Annotated in this window: 24 protein-coding genes and 1 pseudogene; 10 read left to right on the plus strand and 15 right to left on the minus strand. The window is 69.9% G+C overall.

Annotated features, from left to right (window positions below; genetic code table 11):
- The 4 genes from ACFWNN_RS00825 to ACFWNN_RS00840 form a co-directional block, all read right to left on the minus strand.
- Entirely contained in the window at positions 1 to 1,335 is a 1,335-nt protein-coding gene (locus ACFWNN_RS00825) for a DUF4041 domain-containing protein (RefSeq protein WP_382437725.1), read from the minus strand.
- Between the two features lie 54 nt (positions 1,336 to 1,389).
- On the minus strand, positions 1,390 to 2,409 hold the full coding sequence (locus ACFWNN_RS00830; RefSeq protein ID WP_382437726.1) for an LLM class flavin-dependent oxidoreductase: 1,020 nt from the start codon (positions 2,407 to 2,409) through the stop codon (positions 1,390 to 1,392).
- Positions 2,406 to 2,990 carry an NADPH-dependent F420 reductase gene (locus tag ACFWNN_RS00835; protein WP_382437727.1) on the minus strand — a complete coding sequence of 195 codons (585 nt, stop codon included), beginning with the start codon at positions 2,988 to 2,990 and terminating at the stop codon, positions 2,406 to 2,408. The genes ACFWNN_RS00830 and ACFWNN_RS00835 overlap by 4 nt, the downstream gene beginning before the upstream one ends.
- A 72-nt stretch (positions 2,991 to 3,062) precedes the next feature.
- Positions 3,063 to 3,842: an alpha/beta fold hydrolase gene (locus ACFWNN_RS00840; RefSeq protein ID WP_382437728.1), complete on the minus strand. Its 780-nt coding sequence runs from the start codon at positions 3,840 to 3,842 to the stop codon at positions 3,063 to 3,065.
- Between the two features lie 67 nt (positions 3,843 to 3,909).
- Between ACFWNN_RS00840 and ACFWNN_RS00845 the strand changes: the two genes are divergently transcribed.
- The 3 genes from ACFWNN_RS00845 (at position 3,910) to ACFWNN_RS00855 (ending at position 6,560) form a co-directional block, all read left to right on the plus strand.
- Complete coding sequence (locus ACFWNN_RS00845) at positions 3,910 to 5,379, plus strand: ABC transporter substrate-binding protein/permease (RefSeq protein WP_382437729.1); 1,470 nt, start codon at positions 3,910 to 3,912, stop codon at positions 5,377 to 5,379.
- Positions 5,376 to 6,143 (plus strand): amino acid ABC transporter ATP-binding protein, encoded by a 768-nt coding sequence (locus ACFWNN_RS00850; RefSeq protein WP_382437730.1) that lies wholly within the window; start codon positions 5,376 to 5,378, stop codon positions 6,141 to 6,143. Before ACFWNN_RS00845 ends, ACFWNN_RS00850 begins: the two co-directional genes overlap by 4 nt.
- A gap of 108 nt (positions 6,144 to 6,251) precedes the next feature.
- On the plus strand, positions 6,252 to 6,560 hold the full coding sequence (locus ACFWNN_RS00855; protein ID WP_382437731.1) for a DUF1540 domain-containing protein: 309 nt from the start codon (positions 6,252 to 6,254) through the stop codon (positions 6,558 to 6,560).
- A gap of 2 nt (positions 6,561 to 6,562) precedes the next feature.
- Here ACFWNN_RS00855 and ACFWNN_RS00860 read toward each other — a convergent pair.
- A pseudogene (locus ACFWNN_RS00860) lies at positions 6,563 to 6,979 on the minus strand (MgtC/SapB family protein); the annotation flags it as partial.
- Positions 6,980 to 7,181: 202 nt separating this feature from the next.
- The gene (locus ACFWNN_RS00865) at positions 7,182 to 8,006 is read right to left on the minus strand and encodes an aldo/keto reductase (protein WP_382437732.1); all 825 of its coding nucleotides are present in this window, start codon (positions 8,004 to 8,006) and stop codon (positions 7,182 to 7,184) included.
- Between the two features lie 30 nt (positions 8,007 to 8,036).
- Between ACFWNN_RS00865 and ACFWNN_RS00870 the strand changes: the two genes are divergently transcribed.
- Positions 8,037 to 8,678: a TVP38/TMEM64 family protein gene (locus ACFWNN_RS00870; RefSeq protein ID WP_382437733.1), complete on the plus strand. Its 642-nt coding sequence runs from the start codon at positions 8,037 to 8,039 to the stop codon at positions 8,676 to 8,678.
- An 81-nt stretch (positions 8,679 to 8,759) separates the two neighbouring features.
- Here ACFWNN_RS00870 and ACFWNN_RS00875 read toward each other — a convergent pair whose 3' ends face one another.
- Positions 8,760 to 9,104 carry an RNA polymerase-binding protein RbpA gene (locus ACFWNN_RS00875; protein ID WP_065919117.1) on the minus strand — a complete coding sequence of 115 codons (345 nt, stop codon included), beginning with the start codon at positions 9,102 to 9,104 and terminating at the stop codon, positions 8,760 to 8,762.
- Between the two features lie 238 nt (positions 9,105 to 9,342).
- The gene (locus ACFWNN_RS00880; protein WP_382437734.1) at positions 9,343 to 10,098 is read right to left on the minus strand and encodes a thymidine kinase; all 756 of its coding nucleotides are present in this window, start codon (positions 10,096 to 10,098) and stop codon (positions 9,343 to 9,345) included.
- Positions 10,099 to 10,586: 488 nt separating this feature from the next.
- Here ACFWNN_RS00880 and ACFWNN_RS00885 point away from each other — a divergent pair, with 488 nt between their 5' ends.
- Together ACFWNN_RS00885 and ACFWNN_RS00890 are read left to right on the plus strand one after the other, a co-directional pair.
- Positions 10,587 to 10,934 (plus strand): PadR family transcriptional regulator, encoded by a 348-nt coding sequence (locus tag ACFWNN_RS00885; RefSeq protein ID WP_382437735.1) that lies wholly within the window; start codon positions 10,587 to 10,589, stop codon positions 10,932 to 10,934.
- Positions 10,931 to 11,812 carry a hypothetical protein gene (locus ACFWNN_RS00890; protein WP_382437736.1) on the plus strand — a complete coding sequence of 294 codons (882 nt, stop codon included), beginning with the start codon at positions 10,931 to 10,933 and terminating at the stop codon, positions 11,810 to 11,812. The genes ACFWNN_RS00885 and ACFWNN_RS00890 overlap by 4 nt, the downstream gene beginning before the upstream one ends.
- Here ACFWNN_RS00890 and ACFWNN_RS00895 read toward each other — a convergent pair.
- Positions 11,809 to 13,215: an MFS transporter gene (locus ACFWNN_RS00895; RefSeq protein ID WP_382437737.1), complete on the minus strand. Its 1,407-nt coding sequence runs from the start codon at positions 13,213 to 13,215 to the stop codon at positions 11,809 to 11,811. The genes ACFWNN_RS00890 and ACFWNN_RS00895 overlap by 4 nt on opposite strands.
- Positions 13,216 to 13,269: 54 nt before the next feature.
- Positions 13,270 to 14,031 carry a glycerophosphodiester phosphodiesterase gene (locus tag ACFWNN_RS00900; RefSeq protein ID WP_382437738.1) on the minus strand — a complete coding sequence of 254 codons (762 nt, stop codon included), beginning with the start codon at positions 14,029 to 14,031 and terminating at the stop codon, positions 13,270 to 13,272.
- A 297-nt stretch (positions 14,032 to 14,328) separates the two neighbouring features.
- Between ACFWNN_RS00900 and ACFWNN_RS00905 the strand changes: the two genes are divergently transcribed.
- The 3 genes from ACFWNN_RS00905 to ACFWNN_RS00915 all read left to right on the plus strand — a co-directional run bounded on the left by ACFWNN_RS00905 (position 14,329) and on the right by ACFWNN_RS00915 (position 17,406).
- Entirely contained in the window at positions 14,329 to 14,670 is a 342-nt protein-coding gene (locus tag ACFWNN_RS00905; protein ID WP_030475304.1) for a hypothetical protein, read from the plus strand.
- Positions 14,671 to 14,742: 72 nt separating this feature from the next.
- Positions 14,743 to 16,746, plus strand: a complete 2,004-nt coding sequence (locus ACFWNN_RS00910) for an EAL domain-containing protein (RefSeq protein ID WP_382437739.1) — start codon at positions 14,743 to 14,745, stop codon at positions 16,744 to 16,746.
- A 51-nt stretch (positions 16,747 to 16,797) separates the two neighbouring features.
- Entirely contained in the window at positions 16,798 to 17,406 is a 609-nt protein-coding gene (locus tag ACFWNN_RS00915; protein WP_382437740.1) for a VOC family protein, read from the plus strand.
- 2 nt (positions 17,407 to 17,408) lie between these two features.
- Here the strand turns inward: ACFWNN_RS00915 and ACFWNN_RS00920 are convergent, their stop codons facing one another.
- Positions 17,409 to 17,873 (minus strand): PPOX class F420-dependent oxidoreductase, encoded by a 465-nt coding sequence (locus ACFWNN_RS00920; protein ID WP_382438389.1) that lies wholly within the window; start codon positions 17,871 to 17,873, stop codon positions 17,409 to 17,411.
- Positions 17,874 to 17,883: 10 nt separating this feature from the next.
- Here ACFWNN_RS00920 and ACFWNN_RS00925 point away from each other — a divergent pair, with 10 nt between their 5' ends.
- Positions 17,884 to 18,723 carry an alpha/beta fold hydrolase gene (locus ACFWNN_RS00925; protein WP_382437741.1) on the plus strand — a complete coding sequence of 280 codons (840 nt, stop codon included), beginning with the start codon at positions 17,884 to 17,886 and terminating at the stop codon, positions 18,721 to 18,723.
- Here ACFWNN_RS00925 and ACFWNN_RS00930 read toward each other — a convergent pair.
- The 4 genes from ACFWNN_RS00930 to ACFWNN_RS00945 all read right to left on the minus strand — a co-directional run bounded on the left by ACFWNN_RS00930 (position 18,720) and on the right by ACFWNN_RS00945 (position 24,388).
- Positions 18,720 to 19,907, minus strand: coding sequence for a diguanylate cyclase (locus ACFWNN_RS00930; RefSeq protein WP_382437742.1), 1,188 nt, complete (start codon positions 19,905 to 19,907; stop codon positions 18,720 to 18,722). The genes ACFWNN_RS00925 and ACFWNN_RS00930 overlap by 4 nt on opposite strands.
- A gap of 241 nt (positions 19,908 to 20,148) precedes the next feature.
- A complete protein-coding gene (locus tag ACFWNN_RS00935) occupies positions 20,149 to 21,408 on the minus strand; it encodes an MFS transporter (RefSeq protein WP_382437743.1) in 1,260 nt (419 codons plus the stop codon).
- A gap of 3 nt (positions 21,409 to 21,411) precedes the next feature.
- On the minus strand, positions 21,412 to 22,755 hold the full coding sequence (locus ACFWNN_RS00940; RefSeq protein ID WP_382437744.1) for a carboxylesterase/lipase family protein: 1,344 nt from the start codon (positions 22,753 to 22,755) through the stop codon (positions 21,412 to 21,414).
- 133 nt (positions 22,756 to 22,888) lie between these two features.
- A complete protein-coding gene (locus ACFWNN_RS00945; protein ID WP_382437745.1) occupies positions 22,889 to 24,388 on the minus strand; it encodes a carboxylesterase/lipase family protein in 1,500 nt (499 codons plus the stop codon).
- Positions 24,389 to 24,483: the final 95 nt, after the last annotated feature.

Below are 24,483 nucleotides of genomic sequence, written 5' to 3' on the forward strand. Positions count from 1 at the left end.
TCACTCACCATCGTCGGACAGGTCGCCGTCGGCGCCGACGGAGGACAGGACGAGCGAGCCCGGCGCACCCTGCCTGTTCGACTCGGACGCACGCCACTCCAACGCCTCGGCGACGTCGTCGTACTGCAGGACGGGACTGTTCTCCAGTCGCACGACCAGGTCCTTGACCTCGGAGGGGGTCGCGTAGAAGAACTCGCGCCGGTGGTTGACCAGGTTGACGCGCTTGTGGCTCAGCTTCTGGTGCAACGCGGTCTCCAGCCCGACCGCGTCCTCGGAGAAGATCAGCGCGTGGGTGTCGAACCGGAACGGCACCGAAGCGTCACCGAGCTCCCTGACCCGGTCCATGGGTTCCTGCCGGCGCGTCATGCCGATCTTCACGACACCGGGGCCGAACGCGCCGATGTTGGAGATCACGTAGACGTAGCCCAGCCGGACGTTGGCGGCGCGCTGCTCGACCCCGGCGATCGCGTCGTCGACCGAGGCGAGCTGTTGCTCGGCCTTCGCCAGCGCCTCGACGTCGCCGTTGGCCCGCAGCTTCGCGACCGCCGCGAGGTAGTGGGCCCGTTCCTTGGCCAGACGGGCGCGTTCGCGTTCGATCTCCTTCATGACCTTGGCCTCCTCGCGCAGCCGGTCACGCTCCGCCTTGGCCTGTTCCCGTTCTTCCTCCACCTTCACGAGGTGGTCGGCGGTCAGGTCGATCTCCCGCAACCGCAGCCGGTGGTAGTCCGGCGAGACGGCGATGCGCATGAGGACACCGAGCTTGCTGATCGTGTCCTTCGTGGTCGTGAGCCGCTTCTTCACCGACTCACGGGTGTGCGGCTTCACCGAGCGCACGGCCATGTCCGCTTCGGAGTTGTAGGCGCGAAGCATGAGCTTGGCCATGTCTCTGCCGAGTCGCTGGCCTTCCTTGACTGACCCGTTGACCGCCCAGTCGACGTGACACGACACGGCGTCGCCCTTGGCGAACTCCTTGATCCGCAGCTTCAGCTCGGCCAGCGCGTCCTTGTACGCCACCGCGTCGCTCAACGGATGCGCGTACTCGTAGACGCCGACCTCCTGCAGCAACGCGAGATCACGCGTCTCGACGAGCTGGGACCGCCAGGCGTCCACCTCGGCCTGGAGCTGACGCTGGGTCGTGCCGAGCGTCACGTACTCGCTCTTCTTGTGCTCCACGGCGGCACGCAGCTGCCGGAGCTCGCCTTCCAACGCCGGGGTGCCTGCGCCGCGGAGCTGACCGACCCAGCCGCGCAGCTCCGCGATGGTGCCGTGCGCCTCGGCCAGCTGCTGCCGAAGCGCGACGACCTCTGCGTTCTCCTTGTTGCCGAACAAGACCACTCCCCAGAACGTGCGGACGTGTCTGGAGCATCGCGTGGTCGCCGAACATCATTACTAGGCCAGCATGTCGCGCACCATGGGGACGACCTTCGTGCCGTAAAGCTCGATCGTGCGCATCAGCGACTCGTGCGAGAGCCCGCCGATGCCGTACTTCAGGTCGAACCGGCTGGCGTCGAGCTTCTTCATGGTGCGCGCCATCTTCTCGGCCACGGTGTCCGGCGAGCCGACGAACAGCGCGCCGTGCGGCCCCACCTCGTGCGCGTACGACTCCGGCGTGGGCGTGGCGAACCCGCGCGTCTTGCCGAGGCGCCCGATCACGTCCAGGTAGTGCGGCCAGAACTCCTCACGTGCCTGCTCGTCGGTCTCCGCCACGTGGCCGGGGGAGTGGATGCCGATCGGCAGCGGGTCGCGGCCGAACTTCTCCAGCGCGTGCTTGTAGAGCTCGGAGAACGGCGCGAACCGGCCGGGGTGGCCGCCGATGATCGCGAGCATCAGCGAGAACCCGTACGACGCGGCCCGCACCACGGACTGCGGGCTGCCGCCGACACCGATCCACGTCGGGAACGGCTCGGTGTACGGCACGACGTCCTGGTCGGTCAGCGCCGCGCGGGTCTTGCCCTGCCAGGTGATCGGGCCGCCCTTGAGCAGCTCGGCGAAGAGGTGGGTCTTCTCCTCGAACAGGTCCTCGTAGTCGGCGAGGTCGTAGCCGAACAACGGGAACGAGTCGACGCTCGACCCGCGGCCCAGGATGATCTCGGCGCGGCCGTCCGACACGGCGTTCAGCGTGGAGAAGCGCTGGAACACCCGCACCGGGTCGTCCGAGCTGAGCACCGTCACCGCCGACCCGAGGTGGATCGTGGACGTGCGCGCGGCGATCGCGGCCAGCACCACGTCGGCCGCCGAGAGCGGCATGTCCGGGGTGTGGTGCTCGCCGATGCCGAAGAAGTCGAGGCCGACCTGGTCGGCCAGCACGCCCTGCTCGACGACGTTGCGGATGGTCTGCCCGTGCGTGATCGGCGTGCCGGACGCGTCGTGCGTGACGTCGCCGAAGGTGTCGAGGCCGAACGTGGTCATGACTGCTCCTTCAAGAAGGTCTCGAACTCGTGCCGGTGGGCCGCGACGCCGAACAGCGGGCTGCCGGGTTCGAGCAGCCGTCCGGCGGCCAGCGGGCCCATCGGCACGGGGTCGAACCCGATGCGTTCCAGGAACTCCGCGACGGCTCTGAGCGCGTCGGGGTCGTTCCCGGCGAACCCGACGGCACGGCCGCCGGCGGGTTCCATGTCCTGGTAGGCCACGTGGTTGAGGGTCTTCACGACCTGCGCGCCGGTCAGCCGTTGCGCGACCTCTTCACTGGTGCCCAGCGGGTGCTCCGACGGTGGCCAGTGGTTCATCGCGTCGATGACGACCTTGCCGGCGAACGTTCCCGGAGACAGCGCCGGGAACCGGTGCCACGGGATGGCCAGCACGACCAGATCGGCGTCCTGCACGGCGTCGGCGGTGGTCTGCGCGACGGCGCCGGGCGCGAGGAAGTCGACGATCATCTCGATCCGCGCGGGATCTCCCGACCCCGCGATGCCCACCTCGTACCCCGCCGCCAGGGCGAGGCGCGCGAGGACGGGACCCACGTGGCCCGCCCCCAGAACAGCGATCTTCACAGCCCACCCGATCCAGTTGGTTGATGTGTCATCAAGCCTAACCGGACCAGCCCCCGGATAATTCCAGGGGGTCTAGAGGGTCGCGCCGAGGAACCTCTCCAGGTGCGGGTTCACGTCGCCGGAGTGGGTGAGGCTGAGGAAGTGCGCGCCGCCGTCCACCAGCACCAGCGGTTCGGCCTTCGGCAACGCCGCGACGAGTGCTTCCGCCTTCGCGACCGGGTAGGCGAGGTCCGCGGTGCCGTGCAGCACGAGCGCGGGCACTTCGATCGCACCGATCCGGTCCAGCACGCCCTCGCGGGAGACCAGTGCGCTCATGATCAGCCGCAGCCGGTCGGGCTCCACCGCGCTCCACTTCGGCGTCCAGCCCGACGGGTCGTAGTCGCCCAGGCAGATCTTCGCCACGGCCTCGATCACCGTCTCCGGCCCCTGCGCGATCCACACCTCGGCGAGCTGCTCGTACGCGGCGGCCACCTGCTCGTCCTCGGGCTCGCCGGACGTGCCCAGCAACGCCAGCGCGGTGATCCTCTCCGGCGCCAGCAACGCCATCCGCATCGCCACGAAGCCGCCCTGACTCGTGCCGATCACGGCCGCTCGGGAGACGTCCAAGGCGTCCATCACGGCGAGGGCGTCGCGCGCCACGTCCCAGTGGTCGAACGGCGCCGTGGCGGGGGTGTCGCCGTGGCCGCGCTCGTCGATCGCGATCAGCCGGTACCGGTCACCGAACGCCGCCACCTGCGGCGCCCACATCGTCACGTCCATCAGATAGCTGTGCAGCAGCACGACCGCCGGGCCGTCACCACCGTGGTCCACGTAGGACACCGACTGCCCGTCCGCCGTGGTCAGCGTAGCCATGCCGCACACCCCGTCCCGCATAGTGGATCTTCAGCGGCGCCCGCCCGGTTCGCTCTACCCTGCCCGGATGCGACAAGTGTTCAGGGGCGCGGTGCTGCTCCTGCTGCTGTTGATCGTCGTCCCCGCACCGGCGTACGCGCAACAAGAGCAACCACCGTTGGTCCGCGTCGGCACCGAGGGCACGTATCCGCCGTTCTCCTTCCACGACCCCTCGACCCAGGAACTGACCGGGTACGACATCGAGGTCATCAAGGCGATCGGAGCCAAGGCCGGGTGGCGGCTGGAGTTCGTCGAGACGCAGTGGGACGCGATCTTCCCCGCGCTCGACGCGTCCCGCATCGACCTCATCGCCAACCAGGTGTCGCGCAACCCCGAACGCGCCGCCAAGTACGGCCTGTCGAGCACCTACACCTACTCGCGCGGCGTGATCGTGCGGCGGACGGGCGACGACCGGATCAAGTCCATCGCGGACTTGCGCGGCAAGACCACCGCCCAGTCCAGCACCAGCAACTGGGCCAAGGTCGCCCGCGACGCCGGCGCGAACGTCGAGGCGGTGGAAGGGTTCGCGCAGGCCGCCGCGCTGCTGCAGCAAGGTCGCGTGGACGCGATCGTCAACGACAACATCGCCGTGCTCGACTACCTCGCCACCACCGGCTCGAAGGACGTCGAGATCGCGGGCGACGCCGGGCAGGCGGGCAGCGAACAGGTCCTCGCGTTCCGGCAGGCCGACGGCGCGTTGCTCACGCAGGCGAACACGGCGATCGACGCGTTGAAGGCCGACGGCACGTTGCGCGGCATCTCGCAGAAGTACTTCAAGGCCGACGTGTCCGTTGAGGACGGTGGCGCGGCGGACCTGTCCGAAGGCCGCGGTCCGCGCAGCACGTGGGACATCCTGGCCTCGACGGCGTGGCCGATGTTCGTGGGGCTGGTGAAGGTCACCATCCCGCTGACCGCGCTGTCGTTCGCGATCGGCCTGGTCCTGGCGTTGCTGGTGGCGCTGGCCCGGATCTCGCCCTACCGGGTGCTCTCCGGCCTCGCACGGGCGTTCATCTCGATCATCCGCGGCACGCCGTTGCTGCTGCAGCTGTTCATCGTCTTCTACGGCCTGCCGCAGATCGGCCTCAAGTTCCCGCCCTTCACCGCCGCCGTGGTCGCGTTCTCGCTGAACGTCGCCGGTTACGCGGCCGAGGTGATCCGCTCGGCGATCCTGTCCGTGCCGAAGGGACAGTTCGAGGCGGCCTCCACGATCGGCTTCGGCTACGCGCAGACGTTGCGCCGCATCGTGCTGCCCCAAGCCGCGCGCACCGCCGTGCCCCCGTTGTCCAACACGCTGCTGTCCCTGCTGAAGGACACCTCACTGGGCTCGGTCGTGCTGCTGACCGAACTCTTCCGCGAGTCGCAGCTCGCCGCGGCCGAGAGCAACGAGTTCCTCGCGCTCTACGCCTTCGCGGGCCTCTACTACTGGGTGATCTGCGTGGCGCTGTCCGCCGGGCAGAAACGACTGGAGACCAGGCTGAACAGGTACGTGATCGCATGACCGACATCCGCATCGAGGTCTCCGGCCTGCACAAGTCGTTCGGCTCGCTCGACGTCCTGCGCGGCATCGACTTCAGCACCCCGCGCGGCACCTCCACGGTGCTGCTGGGCCCGTCCGGCTCCGGCAAGACCACCCTGCTGCGCTCGCTCAACGTCCTCGACACCCCCGACAGCGGCGTGGTCCGCATCGACGACGTGTCGGTCGACTTCTCCGCGCTGCCGCCCGGCAAGGCGGGCCGAGCCGAGGGCGCCCGGCTGCGCGCGCAGAGCGGCATGGTGTTCCAGTCGCACAACCTCTTCCCGCACCGCACGGTCCTGCAGAACCTCACCGAGGGCCCGGTCGTCGCCCAGCGGCGACCCCTCGAAGAAGTCGTGGCCGAAGCGCGGGTCCTGCTGGACCAGGTGGGCCTCGCCGACAAAGCCGATTCGTACCCGTACCAGCTTTCCGGCGGACAACAACAACGCGTAGGTATTGCCCGTGCGCTCGCTTTGAAACCTCGCGTCGTGCTGTTCGACGAGCCCACTTCCGCACTTGATCCCGAACTGGTGGGGGAGGTGCTCGCCGTGATCAAGGACCTGGCCTCGGAAGGGTGGACCACGGTCATTGTCACGCACGAGATCCGGTTCGCCGAGAAGGTCGCCGACCAGGTGCTCTTCCTCGACGGCGGCGTGATCGTGGAACGCGGAACCCCAGGTCAGGTCATCGGTGATCCAGGCGAAGAACGCACCCGCAAGTTCCTGCGCCGCGTTCTGGACCACGAGTGAAATGATTCTTGGAGGATAGGCTCGCCTAATCCCTCTCGAATTGCGGGGCCCCTGCCGCGGTGGCATCGTCCGGATTACCGAACCTTTCCCACCACGGCAGGAGCGGACATGACCACCCTCGAGAACAGGCCGATGCCCGCAGTCCACGACTGCAGCGTGAGCGACTGCTCCTACAACCACGACGGCTGCCACGCGTTCGCGATCACCGTGCGCGGCGACAACGGCGCGGCCGACTGCGGCACGTTCATCCCGCTGGGCACGAAGGGCGGCCTGGACAAGGTCGTCGCGCAGGTCGGCGCCTGCTCCCGCACCGACTGCACGCACAACGCCTCGCTGGAGTGCACGGCGCAGAGCGTGCGGGTCGGGCAGGGCGAGGGCGACCACCACGCGAACTGCCTGACGTACCAGCCGCGTTAGTCGTCCTCCTTGCGGTCGACGGCCCTGCCGAGTTCGCGCAGGCCCACGTTGACCGCGATGATCGCGACCGTGCCGGCCGCCGCGACGACGTGCAGTCCGGCGCCCGCGAGCGAGCCCACCGCGGCCGCGCACCAGAGCGTGGCCGCGGTGTTGAGGCCGCGCACCGACAGGCCGTCGCGCAGGATCACGCCCGCGCCCAGGAAACCGATGCCGGAGACCACCTGCGCCGCGACGCGGGTGGGGTCGCCCTGGCCGTCGAAGCCCTGGGCGGACAGCAGGACGAACAACGCGGCGCCCACGGCCACCAACGCGTTGGTGCGCAGGCCCGCCATCCGAGCGCGGTACTGCCGCTCGAAACCGATCAGCGCGCCGAGGCCCATGCTCTCGGCGATGCGCAGGGTCATGTCGAAGACGTGCATCGTGTGACTCCCCTTGTGTGCAGGGGTGTGCGTCACACGCCAGAACTCAAGCGTGCGAGGTGCGGGCACCTGCGCGGGCTACTGTCGCCTGGCATGTGTCGCTCACCTCGCTTCCTTGTGTCGTGGTCGGTGAAACCGAGCAGTCACGTTAGCGGGCCGTGCGTGAGCCCGGAGTGAGAGTGGGACGCGCGTCTCATTCCGGCTAGAGCATCGCCAGCGGCGTGGGGCCGGCCGGGGGAGGGAAGGCGCGGTCCAGGTCGGCCAGGTCCTCGGGGGACAGGCGCAGATCGCGCGCCGCCGCGTTCTCCCGGACGTGCTCCGGCGTGCCCGCCTTGGGGATCGCGTTGACGTGCGGGTGACGCAGCACCCAGGCGAGGGCGACCTGCGCGGGCGTGGCGTCGTGCCGGGAGGCCACGGCGGCCAGGGCGGGGGAGCCGAGCAGGCGGCCCTGTTCGACGGGGGAGTAGGCCATGATCGGGATGCCCGCACCGGCGTGCCACGGCAGGAGGTCGTGCTCCGGGCCGCGGCGGGTGAGGTTGTAGAGGATCTGGTTGGTCTGGCAGAAGCCCGGCAACGCGGTGAGCTCGCGCATGTCGTCCAGGTCCAGGTTGCTGACGCCCCAGTGGCGGATCTTGCCCGCCTCGGTGAGGGCCGCGAAGCCGTCGACGGTCGCGGCGAACGGGACGTTTCCGCGCCAGTGCAGCAGGTAGAGGTCGAGGCGGTCGGTGCCGAGGCGGCGCAGCGAGGCCTCGCAGGCGCGGACGGTGCCCGCCGCCGACGCGTGGGACGGCAGCACCTTCGACACCAGGAACACCTCGTCGCGGCGACCCTCGACCGCCTCGCCGACGAGTTCCTCGGACACGCCGGAGCCGTACATCTCGGCCGTGTCGATCAGCGTCAGGCCCAGGTCGAGGCCTGTGCGCAGGGCGGTGACCTCCTGCGTGCGCCGGGACGGGTCGTCGCCCATCATCCAGGTGCCCATGCCGAGCGCGGGGACGGTCTCGCCGGAGGGGAGCAGCACGGTCATGGGCTCCAGCCTGCCGGGTACGTTGGGCTGATGCGACGTGTGGGCCTGATCGTGCTGGTGCTGCTCGTCGTGGCGCTGGCGGTGGCGGCCCAGTTCGTGGATCTGCCCGATGGTGCGCAGTTGCGTGCCCTCGTCGACCGCGCCGGCGGGTGGGCGCCCATCGCGTTCGTGGCGGTGTGCGCGGCGGGCACGGCGGTGTTCTTCCCCAAACCGGTGCTCGCGACGGCGGCGGGACTGCTGTTCGGCGTGGGGTGGGGGAGCGCTCTCGCGATCATCGGGTTCACGGCGGGCGCGATGATCGCGTTCGGGGTCGCGCGCGGGCTCGGCCGGGAGACGGTCAAGGGCTGGCTCGGGGCGCGCCTCGCCGTGCTGGAACGGGTCTTCGAACGGCGCGGGGTCGAGGCGACGCTCGTGATCAGGTTGTTGCCGGTCCTGCCGTTCACGCTGGCGAACTACGGCGCGGGCGTGACCTCGGTGCGCGGCCGGCACTTCGCGCTCGGTACGGCATTGGGGCTGGTGCCGTCGACGGTGCTCGCCGCCGTGCTGGGGGACGCGCTGAGCGATCTCGGCTCGCCGCGGTCGATCGTCGCGTTGGCGATCTGGGCCGTGCTGGCGGCCGTGGGCGTGTGGTGGGGCCGGAACTTGATCACAGGCGCTCTGCGGGCCTCCTAGGGGCCTTTGTGTGGCACGCAAAAAGCCGTCCCGGCGGGAGACCGGGACGGCTTGAAGCGTCTGCGACCTTGCGGGCCTGGATCAGGCCGTGCGGGTGCGGCGTCCGCGAAGCTCTTCGAGCCGCTCGTCGAGCAGCTCCTCGAGCTCGGGGATCGACCGGCGCTCCAGGAGCATGTCCCAGTGCGTGCGCGGCGGCTTGATCTTCTTCACCTCCGGCTCGACACCGTCGATGATCTTCGACTCGGTGCCGTGGAGGCGGCATTCCCAGGTCGGCGGCAACTCGGCGTCGTCGGAGAACGGGACCTCGAAGTCGTGTCCCTTGGGGCAGGCGTACCGCGCTGCCCGGCGCGGAGCGAGATCGTGGTTTCGGTCGGTCTCGTAGCTGACTGCTCCGAGCCGGCTTCCACGCAAAACGCGGTCGGCCATGGCGGTGTCCTTTCGCTCGGCTCAGGGCCGGGGCCCAGGCTTCTTGCTCACCGTGTGCAACGCCCGGATTGCTCCGTTTGTTTCCGGTTCGCTCTCATGGTCGCCCACAGTGACGTCGTTCACTCGTCAACGAAGGCTTCCTTCTAATGGATGCGATCGCCACAGGATCGTGACGCGTTATCAAGCTCCTGCGCTCATGCATCACTCTAATGGCCCAGTGGGGGCTGTGGGTAGTCGCCTATGCCAACCGAAGCTGACCACTTTGTGCGACGTCAGGGCCTAGGTCGCCCAACCGAAAGTGACGCCTACAGAGCACCTGATAACGGACAGTAGTTTCCGTGTTGTCCGTTACAGTGTTGCTCTCTGTACCCGATCGGTGCTGTTCCGTGTCCGAAACCGTGTCGGCAACCAGGACCGTGTCCCCGGCGCGAATCACCCGTCCGGCCCGCACCCGTGCGTTGAACCTCCCGGGAACCCCGCACCAGCACAGCACCTCGACCTGAATCGCCTTCAACTCGTCGGCGAGCTCGAACAGCCGCCGCGACCCCGGGAACATCTCCCCGCGGAAGTCCGTGGCGAGCCCGAAGCAGTAGACGTCGACCTGGACGTCGTCCGCGAGCTCCGCCAGCTGCTCCACCTGCTCGCCCGTGAGGAACTGCGCCTCGTCCACGATCAGGTAGTCCACCCGCCTGCCCTCGGCCCACTCCGAGCGCACCAGCAGGCGGAGATCGTCGTCGCGGATCTCCGCGGCCTCGCGGGTGATGCCGATGCGGCTGGAGATCTGCGGCCGCCCCGACCGGTCGTGCCGCACCAGCAGCAGACCCCGCCGGCCCTGGCGCGAGTTGTTGTGGTCGATCTGGAGCGCGAGCGTCGACTTGCCGCAGTCCATCGGACCGAAGAAGAACTTGAGGTGCCCGACCACCGGCGTCGAGCGCCGGGAACCAGCGACAGGTACAGCGGAAAGGGCGTCTGTCGGATCGGGAAGGGCGTCCACGGCGGGTCACCCTAGTGCCTCGATCCCGATCTTGAGGAATCCCCACGGTTCGTGCACCCCCTCGCCTGGGTTCGTTCGGCGCGACCTGCCCATTTCCGGTCGACATAGCCGCTGGGCCGGGACTTCAAACATCGTCTCGGCTCGGATCACTCGAAGGTTTCAGTGTGGACTGAGGACCGGGCACTCGCTGGGCGGTTCGCCGAGTGGGGCAGGGGAGGTGCAAGGCGCCGAGGGGGCGCGGGAGGCGAGTGGGTCGGGTGCGGCGGGGGAGGGGAGTGGTGCGGGTTGGCGGGCCGTCAAGGTCCGACGATCAGGCTCGTCGGCGCCGGCCGGGCGTCGCCGCGCGCTGTGCCTGGCGAGCGAGTCGGGTCCGGCTTGCGCGGCGTCCAATTTCTTGGGCGACTCGATAGTTTCAGTGTTGACCGAAGGCAAGCCTCCACCTGTAGTCCGCTTCCCGATATAGCTCGCGCCGCGATATATTCAACGACATGAGTGGTCGGGTCATGTCCGAGCAGACGTTCTTGGTGCTCACCGCGCTGGCGGAGGAGCCCCTGCACGGCTACGCCATCGTGCAGGCGGTGGAGCAGCTGTCGGAGGGGCGGATGGTGCTGCGGGTCGGCACGCTGTACGGGGTGCTGGACAGGTTGGTGGCGGACGGGTTCGCCGAACGCGACCGCGAGGAGGTGCACCAGGGGCGGCTGCGGCGCTACTACAAGCTGACCGACTCCGGGGTGCGGGCGTTGCAGGCCGAGGTGGCGCGGCTGAGCGCCAACGTGCGGGCGGCGAGTGCCGTGCTGAAGGGACGAGGTGTCCAGGCGTGGGCGGGGCGGGCATGAGGAACCTGGAGCGCCGGTATCGGGCGCTGCTGAAGGTGTTGCCCCGGTGGTACCGCGCGGACCGCGAGGAGGAGATGGTCGGGATCTTCCTGGCCGAGCGGGACGACGACCTCGACCTGGAGCACAGCTGGCCGGGGTGGGGGGAGACGTGGGCCGTGCTGGGGCTGGCGGTGCGGACCCACCTCGCGGCCGGCGCGAGCTTCACGAGCGTGCCGGCGAAGGTCGTGTGGCGCGGTGAGATCGTGCGGGCGCTGGGGATGCTCGGGTTGTTGCTGGGGGTGTACTACGCGACGGCGGCAATCGTGAACCTCGCCGCCGGGGTGCGGCAGGACCTGAGCTGGTGGCGGGTGCTGGAGCTGGCGCCGCTGGTGGCCTTCCCGGCGTTGCTCACCGGGCGGCGGACGCTCGCGAAGGTCGCGGCGGCGGCTCCGGCGCTGCTGTCGATTCCGGCGCTGACCCAGCCGGGGCCCGCGGCGGCGATGTGGGCGGTGTTCCAGTTGCCGTCGCTGGTGACGTTCGCGTGCCTGTGCCTCGGGTTCCACCGGGAGGCTCCGACGCCGCCGGCGAGCAGGATGCTCTGGTGGGGTGGGGGAGCGGTGGTGCTCGGTGTCGTCGGCGGGGTCGCGACGGGGACCGGACTGGCGTTGCTCGCCGTCGTGACGGTGGCGCTGCGGGTGTTCGCGTTCGTGCGCGGGGACGCGGTGTTCGGGCGGGCGTTGTCGTTGTTCGCCCTGGTCCAGTTGGTGCCGTTGGTGTTCCTGGTGCTGGCGTGGGACGAGGTCGTCACGTCCAGGACGGCGATCGTGGTGCTGCTGGCTCTGGCGGTGGTGCTGCCGGTGCGGCGCCGCTCGAAGGCGACGCCGCACGCGACGGCCTAGACGAGGGCGGGTTCCTCGTTGCCGACGGCCTTGATGGCGCGGCGGACGGGGACGAAGATCAGCAGGACGAAGCCCGCGACGAAGAAGATGATCAGGGCGAGGATGGCCGGGCGGAGGCTGCCGGTGGCCTGGCCGACGCCCGCGAACACCAGCGGGCCGAGCCAGCTGGTGGAGCGTTCGCCGACCTCGTAGAGCGAGAAGTACTGGGCTTCGCGTCCGGGCGGCACCATCTGGCTGAAGAGGCTGCGGGACAACGCGTTGGTGCCGCCGAGGACGATGCCGATGCCGGCGGCGACGAGGTAGAACGAGGTCTCGTCGCCGGCCTGGACGAAGAACGCCGCGGTGATCACGACGATCCAGACGACCAGGGAGCCGAGGATCGTCTTCTTGGCGCCGATGCGGCGGGCGACGAAGCCGTGCAGGACGCCGCCGACGAAGGCGACGAACTGGACGATCAAGATGACGGTGATGAGCGTCTGCTGTTCGAACTTGAGCTCGACGCTGCCGTACTGGGCGCTGACGTTGGCGACGGTGGCGATGCCGTCGGTGTAGATCAGGTAGGTGCCGAGGAACGCGAGGGTGAGCGGGAAGGCCTTGGCCTGCCGCAGGGTGGTGCCGAGTTCCTTGAAGCCGGCGGAGATGACGGACGCGCCGTGCTCGCCGCCGTGGGGGCGCTGGTGTTCGGTCAGGGCGCGCAGCGGGATGATCGTGAAGGCGGCCCACCAGACGCCGGAGATGACGAACGCGATGCGGGCGGCGTCTCCTGAGGTGATGCCGAGGGAGTCGGCGGAGAGCGTGATGCCGAGCTGGATGGCGAGGGCGACGCCGCCGCCGAGGTAGCCGAAGGCCCAGCCGCGGCTGGAGACGGCGTCGCGTTCGTCGGGGGTGGCGATCTCGGGGAGGAAGGCGTAGTAGACGACGACGCTGGAGCCGTAGCAGATGTTGGCGATGATGAAGAAGACGACGCCGAGCTTCCAGTTGGTGCCTTCGACGGCGGCGAGTGCGATGGTGGCGGCGGAGCCGGTGAAGGCGAAGGCGCCGAGCATCTTCTTCTTGTTCTGGGTGCGGTCGGCGATGGCGCCCATGACGGGCAGCACGATCACCTGGACCACGGTGGCGATGGAGAGCAGGTAGCCCCACAGGGAGCCGCTGGGGAACTGGAGTCCGAGGATCGTGACGTCGCAGTTGGCGAAGGCGTTGTCGTCCGCGCACGGGTTGGCCCCGTTGAGCGCGGTGTCGGCCTTGGCGGCGTTGGTCGCGATGCTCGTGAGGTAGAGCGAGAGGAAGACGGTGATCACCGAGGTGGGGAACACGGAGTTCGCCACGTCGTACCAGACCCAGCCGCGTTGTTCTTTCTTGCGGCGCCGCGCGGTGGTGGCGGTGTCGTCGCCCGTGCTCTTCATGTCGGCGGACTGTACTTGTCCGCCGACCGCGCTGATGATCTGTGTTCCAACCTGTTACCAGCTGTTGCGGGACTGGAGAACTTCGCGCAGAACATCTGGCCTGTCGGTGACGAGTCCGTCGACGCCGAGGTCGAGCAGGGCGCGCATGTCGGCTTCGTCGTCGATGGTCCAGACGTGGACTTCGAGTGCTCTGCGGTGGGCTGCCTGGACGAAGCGGCGGTCGACGATGTGCAGGCGTCCCTGGCTGACGGGGACCTGGGCGACCTGGCCGCGGACGGCGGCTCCGGCGAGGGGGATGCGGCGTGCGGCCCAGAGGGCTCCGGCGGAGCGGGGGCCCATGGAGGTGAGGAGTTCGGGGCCGGCGATCTTGCGCAGGCGGGCGAGGCGGTTGTCGCTGAAGCTGGCGAGGCAGACGCGGTGCAGGGCCTTGGTCCTGCGCAGGAGTGTGATGATCGGCTGGACGGCTTCTTCGGATTTGACGTCGATGTTGAAGAAGGTGCCGGGGAGTTCTTCGAGGACGTCGGCGAGGCGGGCGACGGGTTCGCGGCCGCCGATGCGGGCGCGGGCGACCTCGGTCCAGGGGAGGGTGGCGACGTGGCCCTGGGCGTCGGTGGTGCGGTCGAGGGTGTGGTCGTGGTGGACGACGACGTGTCCGTCGGCGGTGGCGTGGACGTCGGTCTCGATGTAGCGGTAGCCCTCCTGCACGGCCCTGCGGAACGAGCTGAGCGAGTTCTCCATGCCGGCGAGGTCTCCGACGTGCCAGCCGCGGTGGGCGAAGGCTCGGGGGCGTGGGCCTGCGAGGTAGGGATGTGTCACGGGTGGTGAGTCTGCCTTCCGGCGGTGGCTCCGGGGTGGACAGTGGGTGGCGACACACTTTCTGATTTACCTCTATTACTTCAGTGCAGACCAAAACCTTGCCTCTCGGCCAATCGGTCCCGGCGCACCCCCTGGTCCACAACCGTCAAAGACGAGAGAAAACCAACGGAAGTTGATCAAACCGGGGCCGAAAGCGACACGAACGGCCCTGCGGGTACTGTCCGGTTCCCTACGAAGGTCGGGCTTTCTGGCGCGTCGCTGGAGACCACCCACCGCCATTCGCTACCGTCGCGCGCCATGGAGCGCTCCATGGAGGCGGATGAGCCCAGGCACTGCGCGTGGTGCGGGAGGCGGTTGCCCGGGAGCGGGCGGATCGGCCGGCCGAGGCGGTACTGCGCGCAGCCGTGTCGTCAGCGCGCGTACGAGCGCAGGGCGGCGTTGCAGCGGGGTGGTCTGCCGGAGGACGCGGTGGTGCTGAGCACCGCGGAGCTGGCGGATCTGCAGGACAGGTTGTTCCAGCTGCGGTGCGCCGCGGAGGATGTGGTGACGGCGGCGCAGGACGGGGCGGAGAACGAGGAGCTGAGGAAGCTGGCCGCGGAGCTGGTGGAGTCGGCGAAGGGCCTGGAGCGGCTGCGATAGCCGTTCGCACAACAGCGAACTGACCGGCGTAGCGGGTTGCTTACGTCCGGTGATCGGACGATCATGACGCGCGTGACCTCCTACTGCCGCACGGTGCTGGACCGGGCGGGTGTCGGCTATGCCGTGACGGACTCGCGCGGGAACCTGCTGTGGTGCAACCGCGCGCTGGGTGTTGTGCTGGGGGTTCCGGTCGAGCAGGCGTACGGGCGGTCGTTGCCCGCGTTGCTGCCGGGAGTGCCCGAGGTTCCTGCTCCTGTGCGGGAAGTGCTGGTGCCGGGGCCGAAGTGGCTCGAGGTGCGGTGCTCGAAGCTGGGCGACGACCTGATGTACGAGGTCGTGGACGTGTCGGCGTGGCGTGATCGTGAGTTGACGGTGACGCAGGAGGCGGACGCGCTGCGGCGTGCTCAGGCGCTCGGTCGCATGGGGACGTGGGAGTGGTCGATCCGCGATGACCGGGTGACCTGGTCGGACAGCTTCCTGGAGATGTTCGGGTTCGCGCCGGGGACGGCGTTCGACTTCGGGCTGTACTCGCAGCTGGTGCATCCGGACGACCTGCCGATGATCGAGGAGACGCTCGACAACGCGCTCAAGACCGGTTCGGTGTTCACGTACACGCATCGGATGTTGCGGCCGGACGGCAAGGAGCGGGTGTTCGAGTGCTTCGGCGAGGTCGTGCTGGGTGATGACGGCACGCCGTTGCGGGCTCTGGGGACGGCGCACGACGTCACGCAGTCGTCGCGGGTGCACGACGAGCTGGTGCGCATGGCCGAGCAGGATCCGTTGACGGGTCTGCCGAACCGGCGTGCGTTGACGCGGGCGTTGGAGCAGGAGCTGGCGAACAACGGGTCGGGCGCGTTGCTGGTGCTGGATCTGGACAACTTCAAGGACGTCAACGATCTGCGCGGGCACGCCGTCGGTGACCGGGTGATGCGGATGCTGGCGTCGGCGTTGCAGTCCCGTTTGGGTGACAGGCTGATCGCTCGTCTGGGTGGTGATGAGTTCGCGGTCGTGTTGCCGGGGGCGTCGCCGAAGGACGCGTCGGAGGTCGCTGACGGGTTGCGGGACGCGGTCGCGGGGTTCCCGCTGGCGGGGATCGGGACGCCGGCGCGGATCACGGTGAGCACGGGGCTGGCGGAGTTCGGTCCGGGTGACTCGTGGGAGCTGGTGCTGGCGAACGCGGATCTGGCGTTGTACGCGTCGAAGGCGGCGGGCCGGGACCGGGTGACGGTGTACGAGCCGAACCACTACGCGGACACGGTGAAGCGGGTCAGCGTGCTGGACCGGCTGCGGGCGGCGCTCGCGGGTGGCGGTCTGGCGCTGTACGGGATGCCGATGGTGGAGCTGGCGACCGGTGAGGTGCTGGGTCACGAGTTGTTGCTGCGGCTGCAGGACGGTCAGGAGCCGTACCTGGGGCCGGCGGACTTCCTGCCGGTGGCGGAGCGGTCGAACCTGATCCTCGAGGTCGACCGGTGGGTGCTGACGACGGCGATCGAGGCGTTGGTGGCGCAGCCGGATCCGCGGTTGCGGTTCAACGTGAACGTGTCGGGCCGGACGCTGGAGGATCCGGACTTCGGTGGGTTCGTGCTGGACATGCTCGGGTCGGCGGGGGTGGCGCCGGGCCGGTTGGGGTTGGAGATCACGGAGACGGCGGCGGTGACGAACCTGGACGCGGCGGTGACGCTGGCGACGCAGCTGCGCGGGTTCGGGTGCCGGATCACGCTGGACGACTTCGGGTCGGGTTTCGGGTCGTTCGTGCACCTGAAGCACCTGCCGATCACCGGGATCAAGATCGACGGTGAGTTCGTGAAGGGCATCGAGACGTCGGACGCGGACGCGGTGCTGGTGTCGGGGATCGTGCAGATCGCCAACGGGCTGGGTCTGTCGGCGGTGGCGGAGTGGGTGGAGCGTCCGTCGCAGGTGGACGCGTTGAAGGGGCTCGGGGTGCGGGTGGGGCAGGGTTTCCACCTGGGCAAGCCGGTGCCGTTGAGTGACATCGTGAGCGCGGAGCGCATGCCGCCGAATGGCGCATTGTCGTCTCAGGTGGTCGGAGCAGAGGATGGTGCGCGCCGCCCCTGATCCCCGCCCGATGGGATGCCCGTGTCGTCTTGTGGTCTTCGTCGTCTTGAGTTGAGCGTTGCCGAGCCGGAGAAGTCGGTGGACTTCTTCGCCGGTGTTCTCGGGTGGGCGGTGATCGCGGAGCCGGGTGGGTCGTTCTCGGGGTGGGGCGGGGATCGGCTCGCGGCGCAGGTCGTTGCGGGGGAACAGGGTTGGTCCGTGTTCTTCGGCGGGGACGAGTCGCGGGAGCTGAAGGTCAACTCCTCTGTGGACGGTGGCAGGGTGTTGCACGGTCCGTGGGCGCCGCCGCCGCGGTCGGGTGAGCCGTGCTGGGTGGAGCTCTCGACCGCCTCGCCCGAAGACGGGTATTGGTGTACCGAGCTCGGCTGGGAGAGCCGGGAGGCGGCCGAGGACCTGGTGGTGTTCACGTCGTCGCGGCACGGTGACGCGCGTGCGGTGGCGGGGCGGCTGAGGACGTCGGACGGGGACGGCTGGCGGCCGTTCTTCGCGGTGGACGATCTGGACGGCGCGGTGGCGCGGGTGTCCGAGTTGGACGGTCGTGTGCTGCTGGAGCCGACGACCGTGCCAACCGGACGGATCGCGTCGATCGAGGGCCCGCACGGCGGTTCCTGTGTGCTGCTGGAGAAGCCTGCGGGCTGGGGCGGTGCGTGGGCTAGCTGAGGTCACTGCTCCAGTTCGGGTGGGAAGCCGCCGGTGGCGATGGGGCCCCAGGAGTCGATGGTGACGCGGATGAGGGACTTGCCCTGGCGGAGCATGGCCGCGCGGTACTCGTCCCAGTCGGGGTGTTCGCCGGCGATGCAGCGGTAGTACTCGACGAAGTCCTCCAACGCTTCGGGCAGGTCGAGGACCTCGGCGGTGCCGTCGATCTGGACGTAGGCGTCGTTCCAGTCCTCCGACAGCACGCACATCGTGACGCGGGGGTTGCGGCGGGCGTTGCGGACCTTGGCGCGCTGGGGGTAGGTCGCGATGACGATGCGGCCCTCGGTGTCGACGCCGCAGGAGACGGGAGAGACCTGCAGGCCGTCCGTGCTGCTGCGGTGGGTGATGAGGACACCGTGGTGGCGGGTTTTGAGGAACTCGAGCAGCTGCGGCCGGTCGACGAGGTCGGCCGTGGCGATCTTCGGCATGATGTGCAGCATGGCACGCTTCACCTCGTTCGACGGCACGGAACTCGCCTATCGGGAAGTGGGTGAGGGCGCCCCGCTGATCGTGCTCGCTGGTGGTCCCGGCAGGGCGTCGGAGTACCTGGGGACGCTGGGCGGGCTGGACGCGTCACGGCGGTTGGTGGTGCTGGACAACCGGGGTACGGGCGAGTCGGACGAGCCGGCGGATCCGTTCACGTACCGGCGGGACATGCTGGTGCGGGACGTGGAGATGCTGCGCCGGCACCTGGGGCTGGACGTGGTGGACGTGCTCGGGCACTCCGCGGGTGCGGGGATCGCGATGGGGTACGCGGCGGACTTCCCCGAGCGGGTCGGGAAGCTGGTGCTGCTCACGCCGGCGTTGCGCAGCGTGGGGTTGTCGCCGGAGCAGTCCGACTGGGACACCTTCCTCGCCGCTCGCACGGGTGAGCCGTGGTTCGAGGCGGCGACGACGGCGCTGGACCGCAACGCCGCGGGGGACGACTCGGTGGAGAACCGGGTGGCGGCGTCGCCGTTGCTGTACGCGCGGTGGGACGAGACGACGCGGGCGCACGCCGACGCGGAGCTCGGGCAGTGGAAGTACGAGGTCGCTGCCGGGTACAACGCCGAGGGCGCGTTCGTGCCGGGGGTGCTGCGGCGGGCGCTGGCCGAGTTCGGTCACCCGGTGCTGGTGTACGCGTGCTCGGAGGACCCGATCTCACCGGTGCGCCGGTGTGTGGAGCTGGCGGGGCTGTTCAGCGACGTCACGCTGCACGTGCACGAGGGTGTGGGGCACTACCCGTGGGTGGAGGAGCCTGACGCGGTGTCGTCGCGGCTCGCGGCGTTCCTCGGCTAGAAGACCTGGGCGGTGGCGACGCGGTCGCGGCCGTTGCTCTTGGCCTGGTAGAGGGCCTCGTCGGCGGCGAGCAGCAGTGGGCTGAGCTCGGTCGCGGTGTCGGGGCAGACCGCGGCGCCCACGGAGGCGGTGAGTCCGGCGACGACCTGGTCCTCGCCGAGGCGGTCGACCACGAGGATGTGCAGGCTCGCGATCTCGAACCGGATGCGTTCGGCGGTGGCCTTGACCTCGTCGGTGCTCACGCCGGGCAGCAGCACGGCGAACTCCTCGCCGCCGAAGCGGCCGACCAGGTCGTAGGAGCGCACCGAGTGCTTCAACGCATCGGCGACCGCGCGCAGGACGCGGTCGCCGGCGAGGTGGCCGTAGGTGTCGTTGATGAGCTTGAAGTGGTCGAGGTCGAGGATCAGCACGCCGACGGTGGAGGTCAGGCGGCGGGCGCGTTGCAGTTCGCGTTCGGCGACGTCGTGCCAGAACGTGGCGTCGACGAGGCCGGTCTTGGAGTCGGTGCGGGCGGCGACGCGGAACTGGGGCAGCAGCAGTCCCATGTGCAGCGCGAGCACGGTGAGCAGCAGCATCGGCGTGAGCCACGGCCGCCAGTTGAGGATGATCGCGACCCCGGAGCCCAGGCCCACGGAGGCGAGCACGATCAGCACGTCGGAGGCGTTGCCGAGGGCCGTGCGGATGGGGTTCTGGCGGTTGGTGAAGTAGATGGCCGTCACGACCATCGCATAGTTGATGAACCAATACAGGGCGCCGGCCGTAACCAGTGCCAACAGGCCGAGCGGGCCGTCAACGTCAACAGCACGGTCCGGAAAGAGACCTAGGACGAGTTGCGCCACGGCACTGCCCAGGACGACAGTGGCCGCGGAGAACACCTTGCGGAACAGGACCGCCCGCCGCTTGTAGACCCGGTACCACGAGTGCGTGTAGCTGATGACGATCAGCGCCACGAGCAGTGGCATCGGTAGTACGAGCACGCCCGCGAACAGCCACACCGACTGCATGTGGGCGTGCGGTGACCCTTCGGCGCCGATTTCGCGGATCCGTTCGATTCCCCGTGCCGCTTCCAGGTGCACCACGGCACCACCGGCGAGCAGCAGGAACCAGGGCCAGTTCAAGGCCTCGGCAGGGGTACGCCATGCGGTGGCGAGCGTGACGAGGGTCGCCAGAACAACCACCGTCACGACATAGGCCAGCACCACAGGAGGAAGCGACCATAACTTCCACCGGCGCGGGTCGAGCCAAGGCACGCTGCCACCCCCACACCACCGTCCAGGAACCAACCACTGTAGCTACCGGGTAACGCAAAGTCGTGGCTCCATGTGGGGGACCTCACTGTGAGTAGTCCTCACTGTTCGCACGCCAATCGCACGCCAAAAACCTTTGCATCAACCGCACAACGAACACCCATAGGAGCAGTCATGATCAACCGCGCTTCCGCCACCGGCCGTCCCGTCCGTCCGACCGACTGGCTGCGTCCGACTGACTGGGCCCGTCCGACCGACTGGCGTCGCTGAGCCTCCACAGGATCGCCGCACCGCCTGCCGCGAGCACCCCGAGTGCTCCGGCGGCGGCGACGACCCGGTGCACCGCGACGGTCTCGGCCGCCACACCCGCCAGCGCCACCCCCACGCCCTGGGACACGCGCAACGCGGTGACGGCCAGACCGAAGGCCTGACCTCGTGACTCGTCCGGCACGGCGCGCACGAACCGCGTGTTCGCGACCAGGTGATAGGCGCTGGCCGCCCCGGACAGGGCGAACATCCCCACACTGACGACCAGGCCCGGCCGCAGCGCGGCCGGGACGAGAACCGCGCACGCCGCGATGGCCAGCCACGGCATGCACCGCGACTGCACCTCTTCTTTGAGGTGGGCGACGACGAGCATGCCCGCGGCCGCGCCCGCCGCGTAGGCACCGAAGATCATGCCCACCCCGGCCGGCCCCGCGCCCAGCTGTGCCGCGTACGGCACGGCGAGCGCCTCGCCGACGATGTAGAACCCGGACACGCAGGCGAGCGCGACCAGTGCCCGCAGCCGCCGGTCACCCCACACCAGCCTCGTCCCGCCGACCAGGTCCGTCGGCCACGCCCTGCGGTGCGTCCGGACCGGCGCGGGCCGGTCCAGCAGGAACACGCCGAGCAGGAACGCCGACACCCCGAACGTCACCGCGTCCGCGACCAGCACCAGCGCCGGGCCGAACCACGCCACCAGCGCGCCGCCCGCGATGAACCCGGCGACCTGCGCCGCCTGCGTCACGGTGCCCATCACGGCCTGGCCGAGCGGATAGCGTTCGTCGGGCAGGACGTGCGGCAGCAGCGCCGCCCGTGCCGCGCCGTGCGGTGCCCCCGCGAACTGGACCAGCACCACCACGGCCGCGAGCGCCCACAACGGCAGCCCCGGCACGGCCATCAGCAGCAGGAGGGCCGCCCGGACGAGATCGGCGGCCACCATCACCTGCTTGCGTTCGAACCTGTCGGCGAGCCCCGACAGCAGGGGCCCGCCGATCAGATCCGGCAGGAACGTCAACGCGTAGGCGAGCGCGGTGAGGCCGGCGCTGGCGGTGCGGTCGTAGACGTGCACCGTGAGCGCGACCCTGGCGAACTGGTCCCCGGCCACCGACACCACGTGCGCCGTGAACAACGCACGGAACTCGCGATCACTCGCGAGGGCGCGGTAGCCGGGCATGCCTCACATGGTGGACCAGAACCCGCACTGATGATCCCTCGCGAAGTCGGCCGGGCCGACCCCGCTCGCCTGGAGCGACTGCACGTCCGCCCGCCAGCCGGGGTCACCGGTGCGCGCGAACCTGCCCCACGCCGCGATCATGTAGTCCGACAGTTCCCTCTGCTTCGCGGTGAGCGTCACGCCGGGGAACTCGAACAGCAGCGGGATCTCCGAGGCGTGGAACGCGCCGTAGCCGCCGGGGAACTCCGGCAGGCCGGGGAAGAACATCGGGACGTCCTTCTCCGCGAACTCGTAGCCCGACACCCGGCCGCGCAATTCGTCGCGGGTGGTGCGGGCGGTGCACGACCACAGCTTGTCGGTCAGCAGCCGGGCGATCTCGTCGCGGGCGTCCCCGTTGCCGTTGACGGGGTAGCGCGCGGCGACTTTCTCAGCGTTCGTGGTGAACAGCCCGGCCAACGCCTGCCCGTAGGCCGCCTCCGGAATGGGCTGCGGGAAGACCTGCGGCATGAACAGCGTCATCTCGTCGTGTGTGGTGCCCACCAACGACGGCACCCGGTGCATGCGGCCCGTCCGTTGCGCCACCACCGGGTCGATCGGCAGCAACGCGGTGTCGAAGGCCGGGGTGGAGAACCGCTCGTGCACCGTGAGCAGCCGGTCGACCGGCAACGCGCGCAGGCACGCCAGGTCGGCGCACCCCGCAGCGCCCACGCCGCTCTGCTCGACCTCGGTGCGCGGCTTCCACAGGTGCGTGAACGTCCCCGGCTCGTCCGGCGCCTGCACCCCGCACGGCCCGGACTGCATGATCGCCTTCGCGAACAACCCCGCCGCCCTCGGCGACGCCAGTTGGGCGCAGATGCTCAACGCGCCGGCCGACTCTCCGAACACCGTGACGTTCCGCGTGTCCCCGCCGAACGCCCGCGCGTTGCGGTGCACCCACGTGAGTGCGGCCTGCTGGTCGGCGAGCCCGAACGTGCCCGAGCCGGGCAGGCCGGGGTAGCCGAAGAACCCGAACACGCCGAGCCGGTAGTTCACCGTCACGACCACGGCGTCGTTCTTCGTCGCCAGCCACCGCGCGTCGTACATCGACGCGCCGCCGGAGACGAACGACCCGCCGTGGATCCACACCAGCACCGGCCGCGGCGTGCGGCTGGGCGCGGCCGGGGTCGTGACGTTCAGGTACAGGCAGTCCTCGGCCTGCGACGGCTGGCCGCCCAGTTCCGCGGTCTGCGCGCACATCGGCGCGGGCGTCGTCGCGTCCCGCACCCCCTGCCACGGCGTGACCGGCCGCGGGTCACGCCACCGGTTCTCACCGATCGGGGGAGCGGCGAACGGGATCGAGCCGAACACACGCGCTCGGTGCTCGTGACCGTCCCCCGGACCGCGCCCTTGTCGGTCAGCACGACCGACCGGTCCGTCGCGCCCGCCGGACTCACCACCGCCGCGCACAGCACCACCGCGAGCACAGCCGTCAGCGTCTTCCTCACAGCGACCCCCAGAATCCGCACTTGTGGTCCTTCACGAAGTCGGCCGGGCCGACCCCGCCCGCCTTGAGCGACTGCACGCCCCTCCATCCCGGATCGCCGGTGCGGGCGAACCTGCCCCACGCCGTGACCACGTAGTCCGACAGTTCTCTTTGTTCCGCCGTGAGCGGCAGGCCCGGGAACTCGAACAGCAACGGCAGCTCCGAGGCGTGGTAGGCCCGGTAGCCGCCGGGGAACTCCGGCAGGCCGTCGAAGATCATCGGCATGTCCGGCTGGGCGAAGTCGTAGCCGGTCACCGGCATCCGGCGACCCAGCTGCTGCCGTGTCTCGTGCGCCGGGCACGCCCACGACCGGTCCGTCATCGCCGCCGCGAGCTCGTCGCGGACGTCGCCGTTGCCGTTGAGCGGGTACCGGGCCACCACCTGGGCGCCGAGGTCCTCGCCGAACACCGACCCGGCCTTCGTGACGTACTCGCCGTCGAGGATGGGTGCGGGGTAGATCAGGCCCGCGTAGAGCGTCATCTCGTCGTGCGTCGTGCCCACCAGCGTCGGCACCCGATGCGTGCGGCCGGTGTTCTGGGCGACGTGCGGGCTGATCGGCAGCACCGCCGTGCCGAACGCCGGTCGCGCGAACGCCGTGTGTGCCGCGAGCAGCCGGTCCGGCGACAACTCCCGCAGGCACGCCAGGTCCGAACACCCCGGCGACAGCGCGGCGCCGTCCTTCTCGACGTCCGCACGCGGTCGCCAGAACGTCTCCAGGCCGCCCTGCACGGCGGGGTCCGGCACGCTCAGCCCGCACGGCCCCGACTGGATCACGGCCCTCGCGAACAACCCCGCCGCGGCGGGGGAGGCGAGCTGCGCGCACACGCTCAGACCGCCCGCCGACTCCCCGGCCAGCGTCACGTTCCGCGGATCGCCCCCGAACGCCCGCGCGTTGCGCCGCACCCACCGCAGCGCCGCCTGCTGGTCGGCTATCCCGAACGCCCCCGACCCGGGCAGGCCGGGATAGCCGAAGAACCCGAACACCCCCAGCCGGTAGTTCACCGTCACCACGACCGCGTCGTTCTTCGTCGCCAGCCACCGCGCGTCGTAGCCCGCCGCGCTGCCGTTGATGAACCCGCCGCCGTGGATCCACACCAGCACCGGCCGCGGCGTGCGCGCGGTGCCGGCCGGTGTCGTGACGTTCAGGTACAGACAGTCCTCGACCGTCGACTCCGTCTCGCCCAGCCCCGCTGCCTGCGCACACCTCGGCGACACCCCGGTCGCGTCGCGCACCCCCTGCCACGGCGTCACCGGCTGCGGGTCACGCCACCGGTTCTCACCCACTGGGGCAGCGGCGAACGGGATGTTCCCGAACGTCCGCGCCTGCTGCGTGACCGTGCCGCGCACGGCCCCCTTGTCCGTGCGGACGACCGAACCGTCCCCGGCGGAAGCCGCCGGTACCCCCAGGACGGCGAACGCCATCGCGGCGGCCGTGGCCACCGTCGCAATCCTTGCCATGAAGACCCCCTTCGGCCTCGAACGTAGCGAGGACCAGCGGGGTCGGAAACCGCACAAAGACCACTTGTTCCATCCGCCGAAAGTCGCGGCTCGCC

The sequence above is a fragment of the Lentzea sp. NPDC058450 genome (assembly GCF_042721395.1).
Lineage (GTDB): Bacteria > Actinomycetota > Actinomycetes > Mycobacteriales > Pseudonocardiaceae > Lentzea.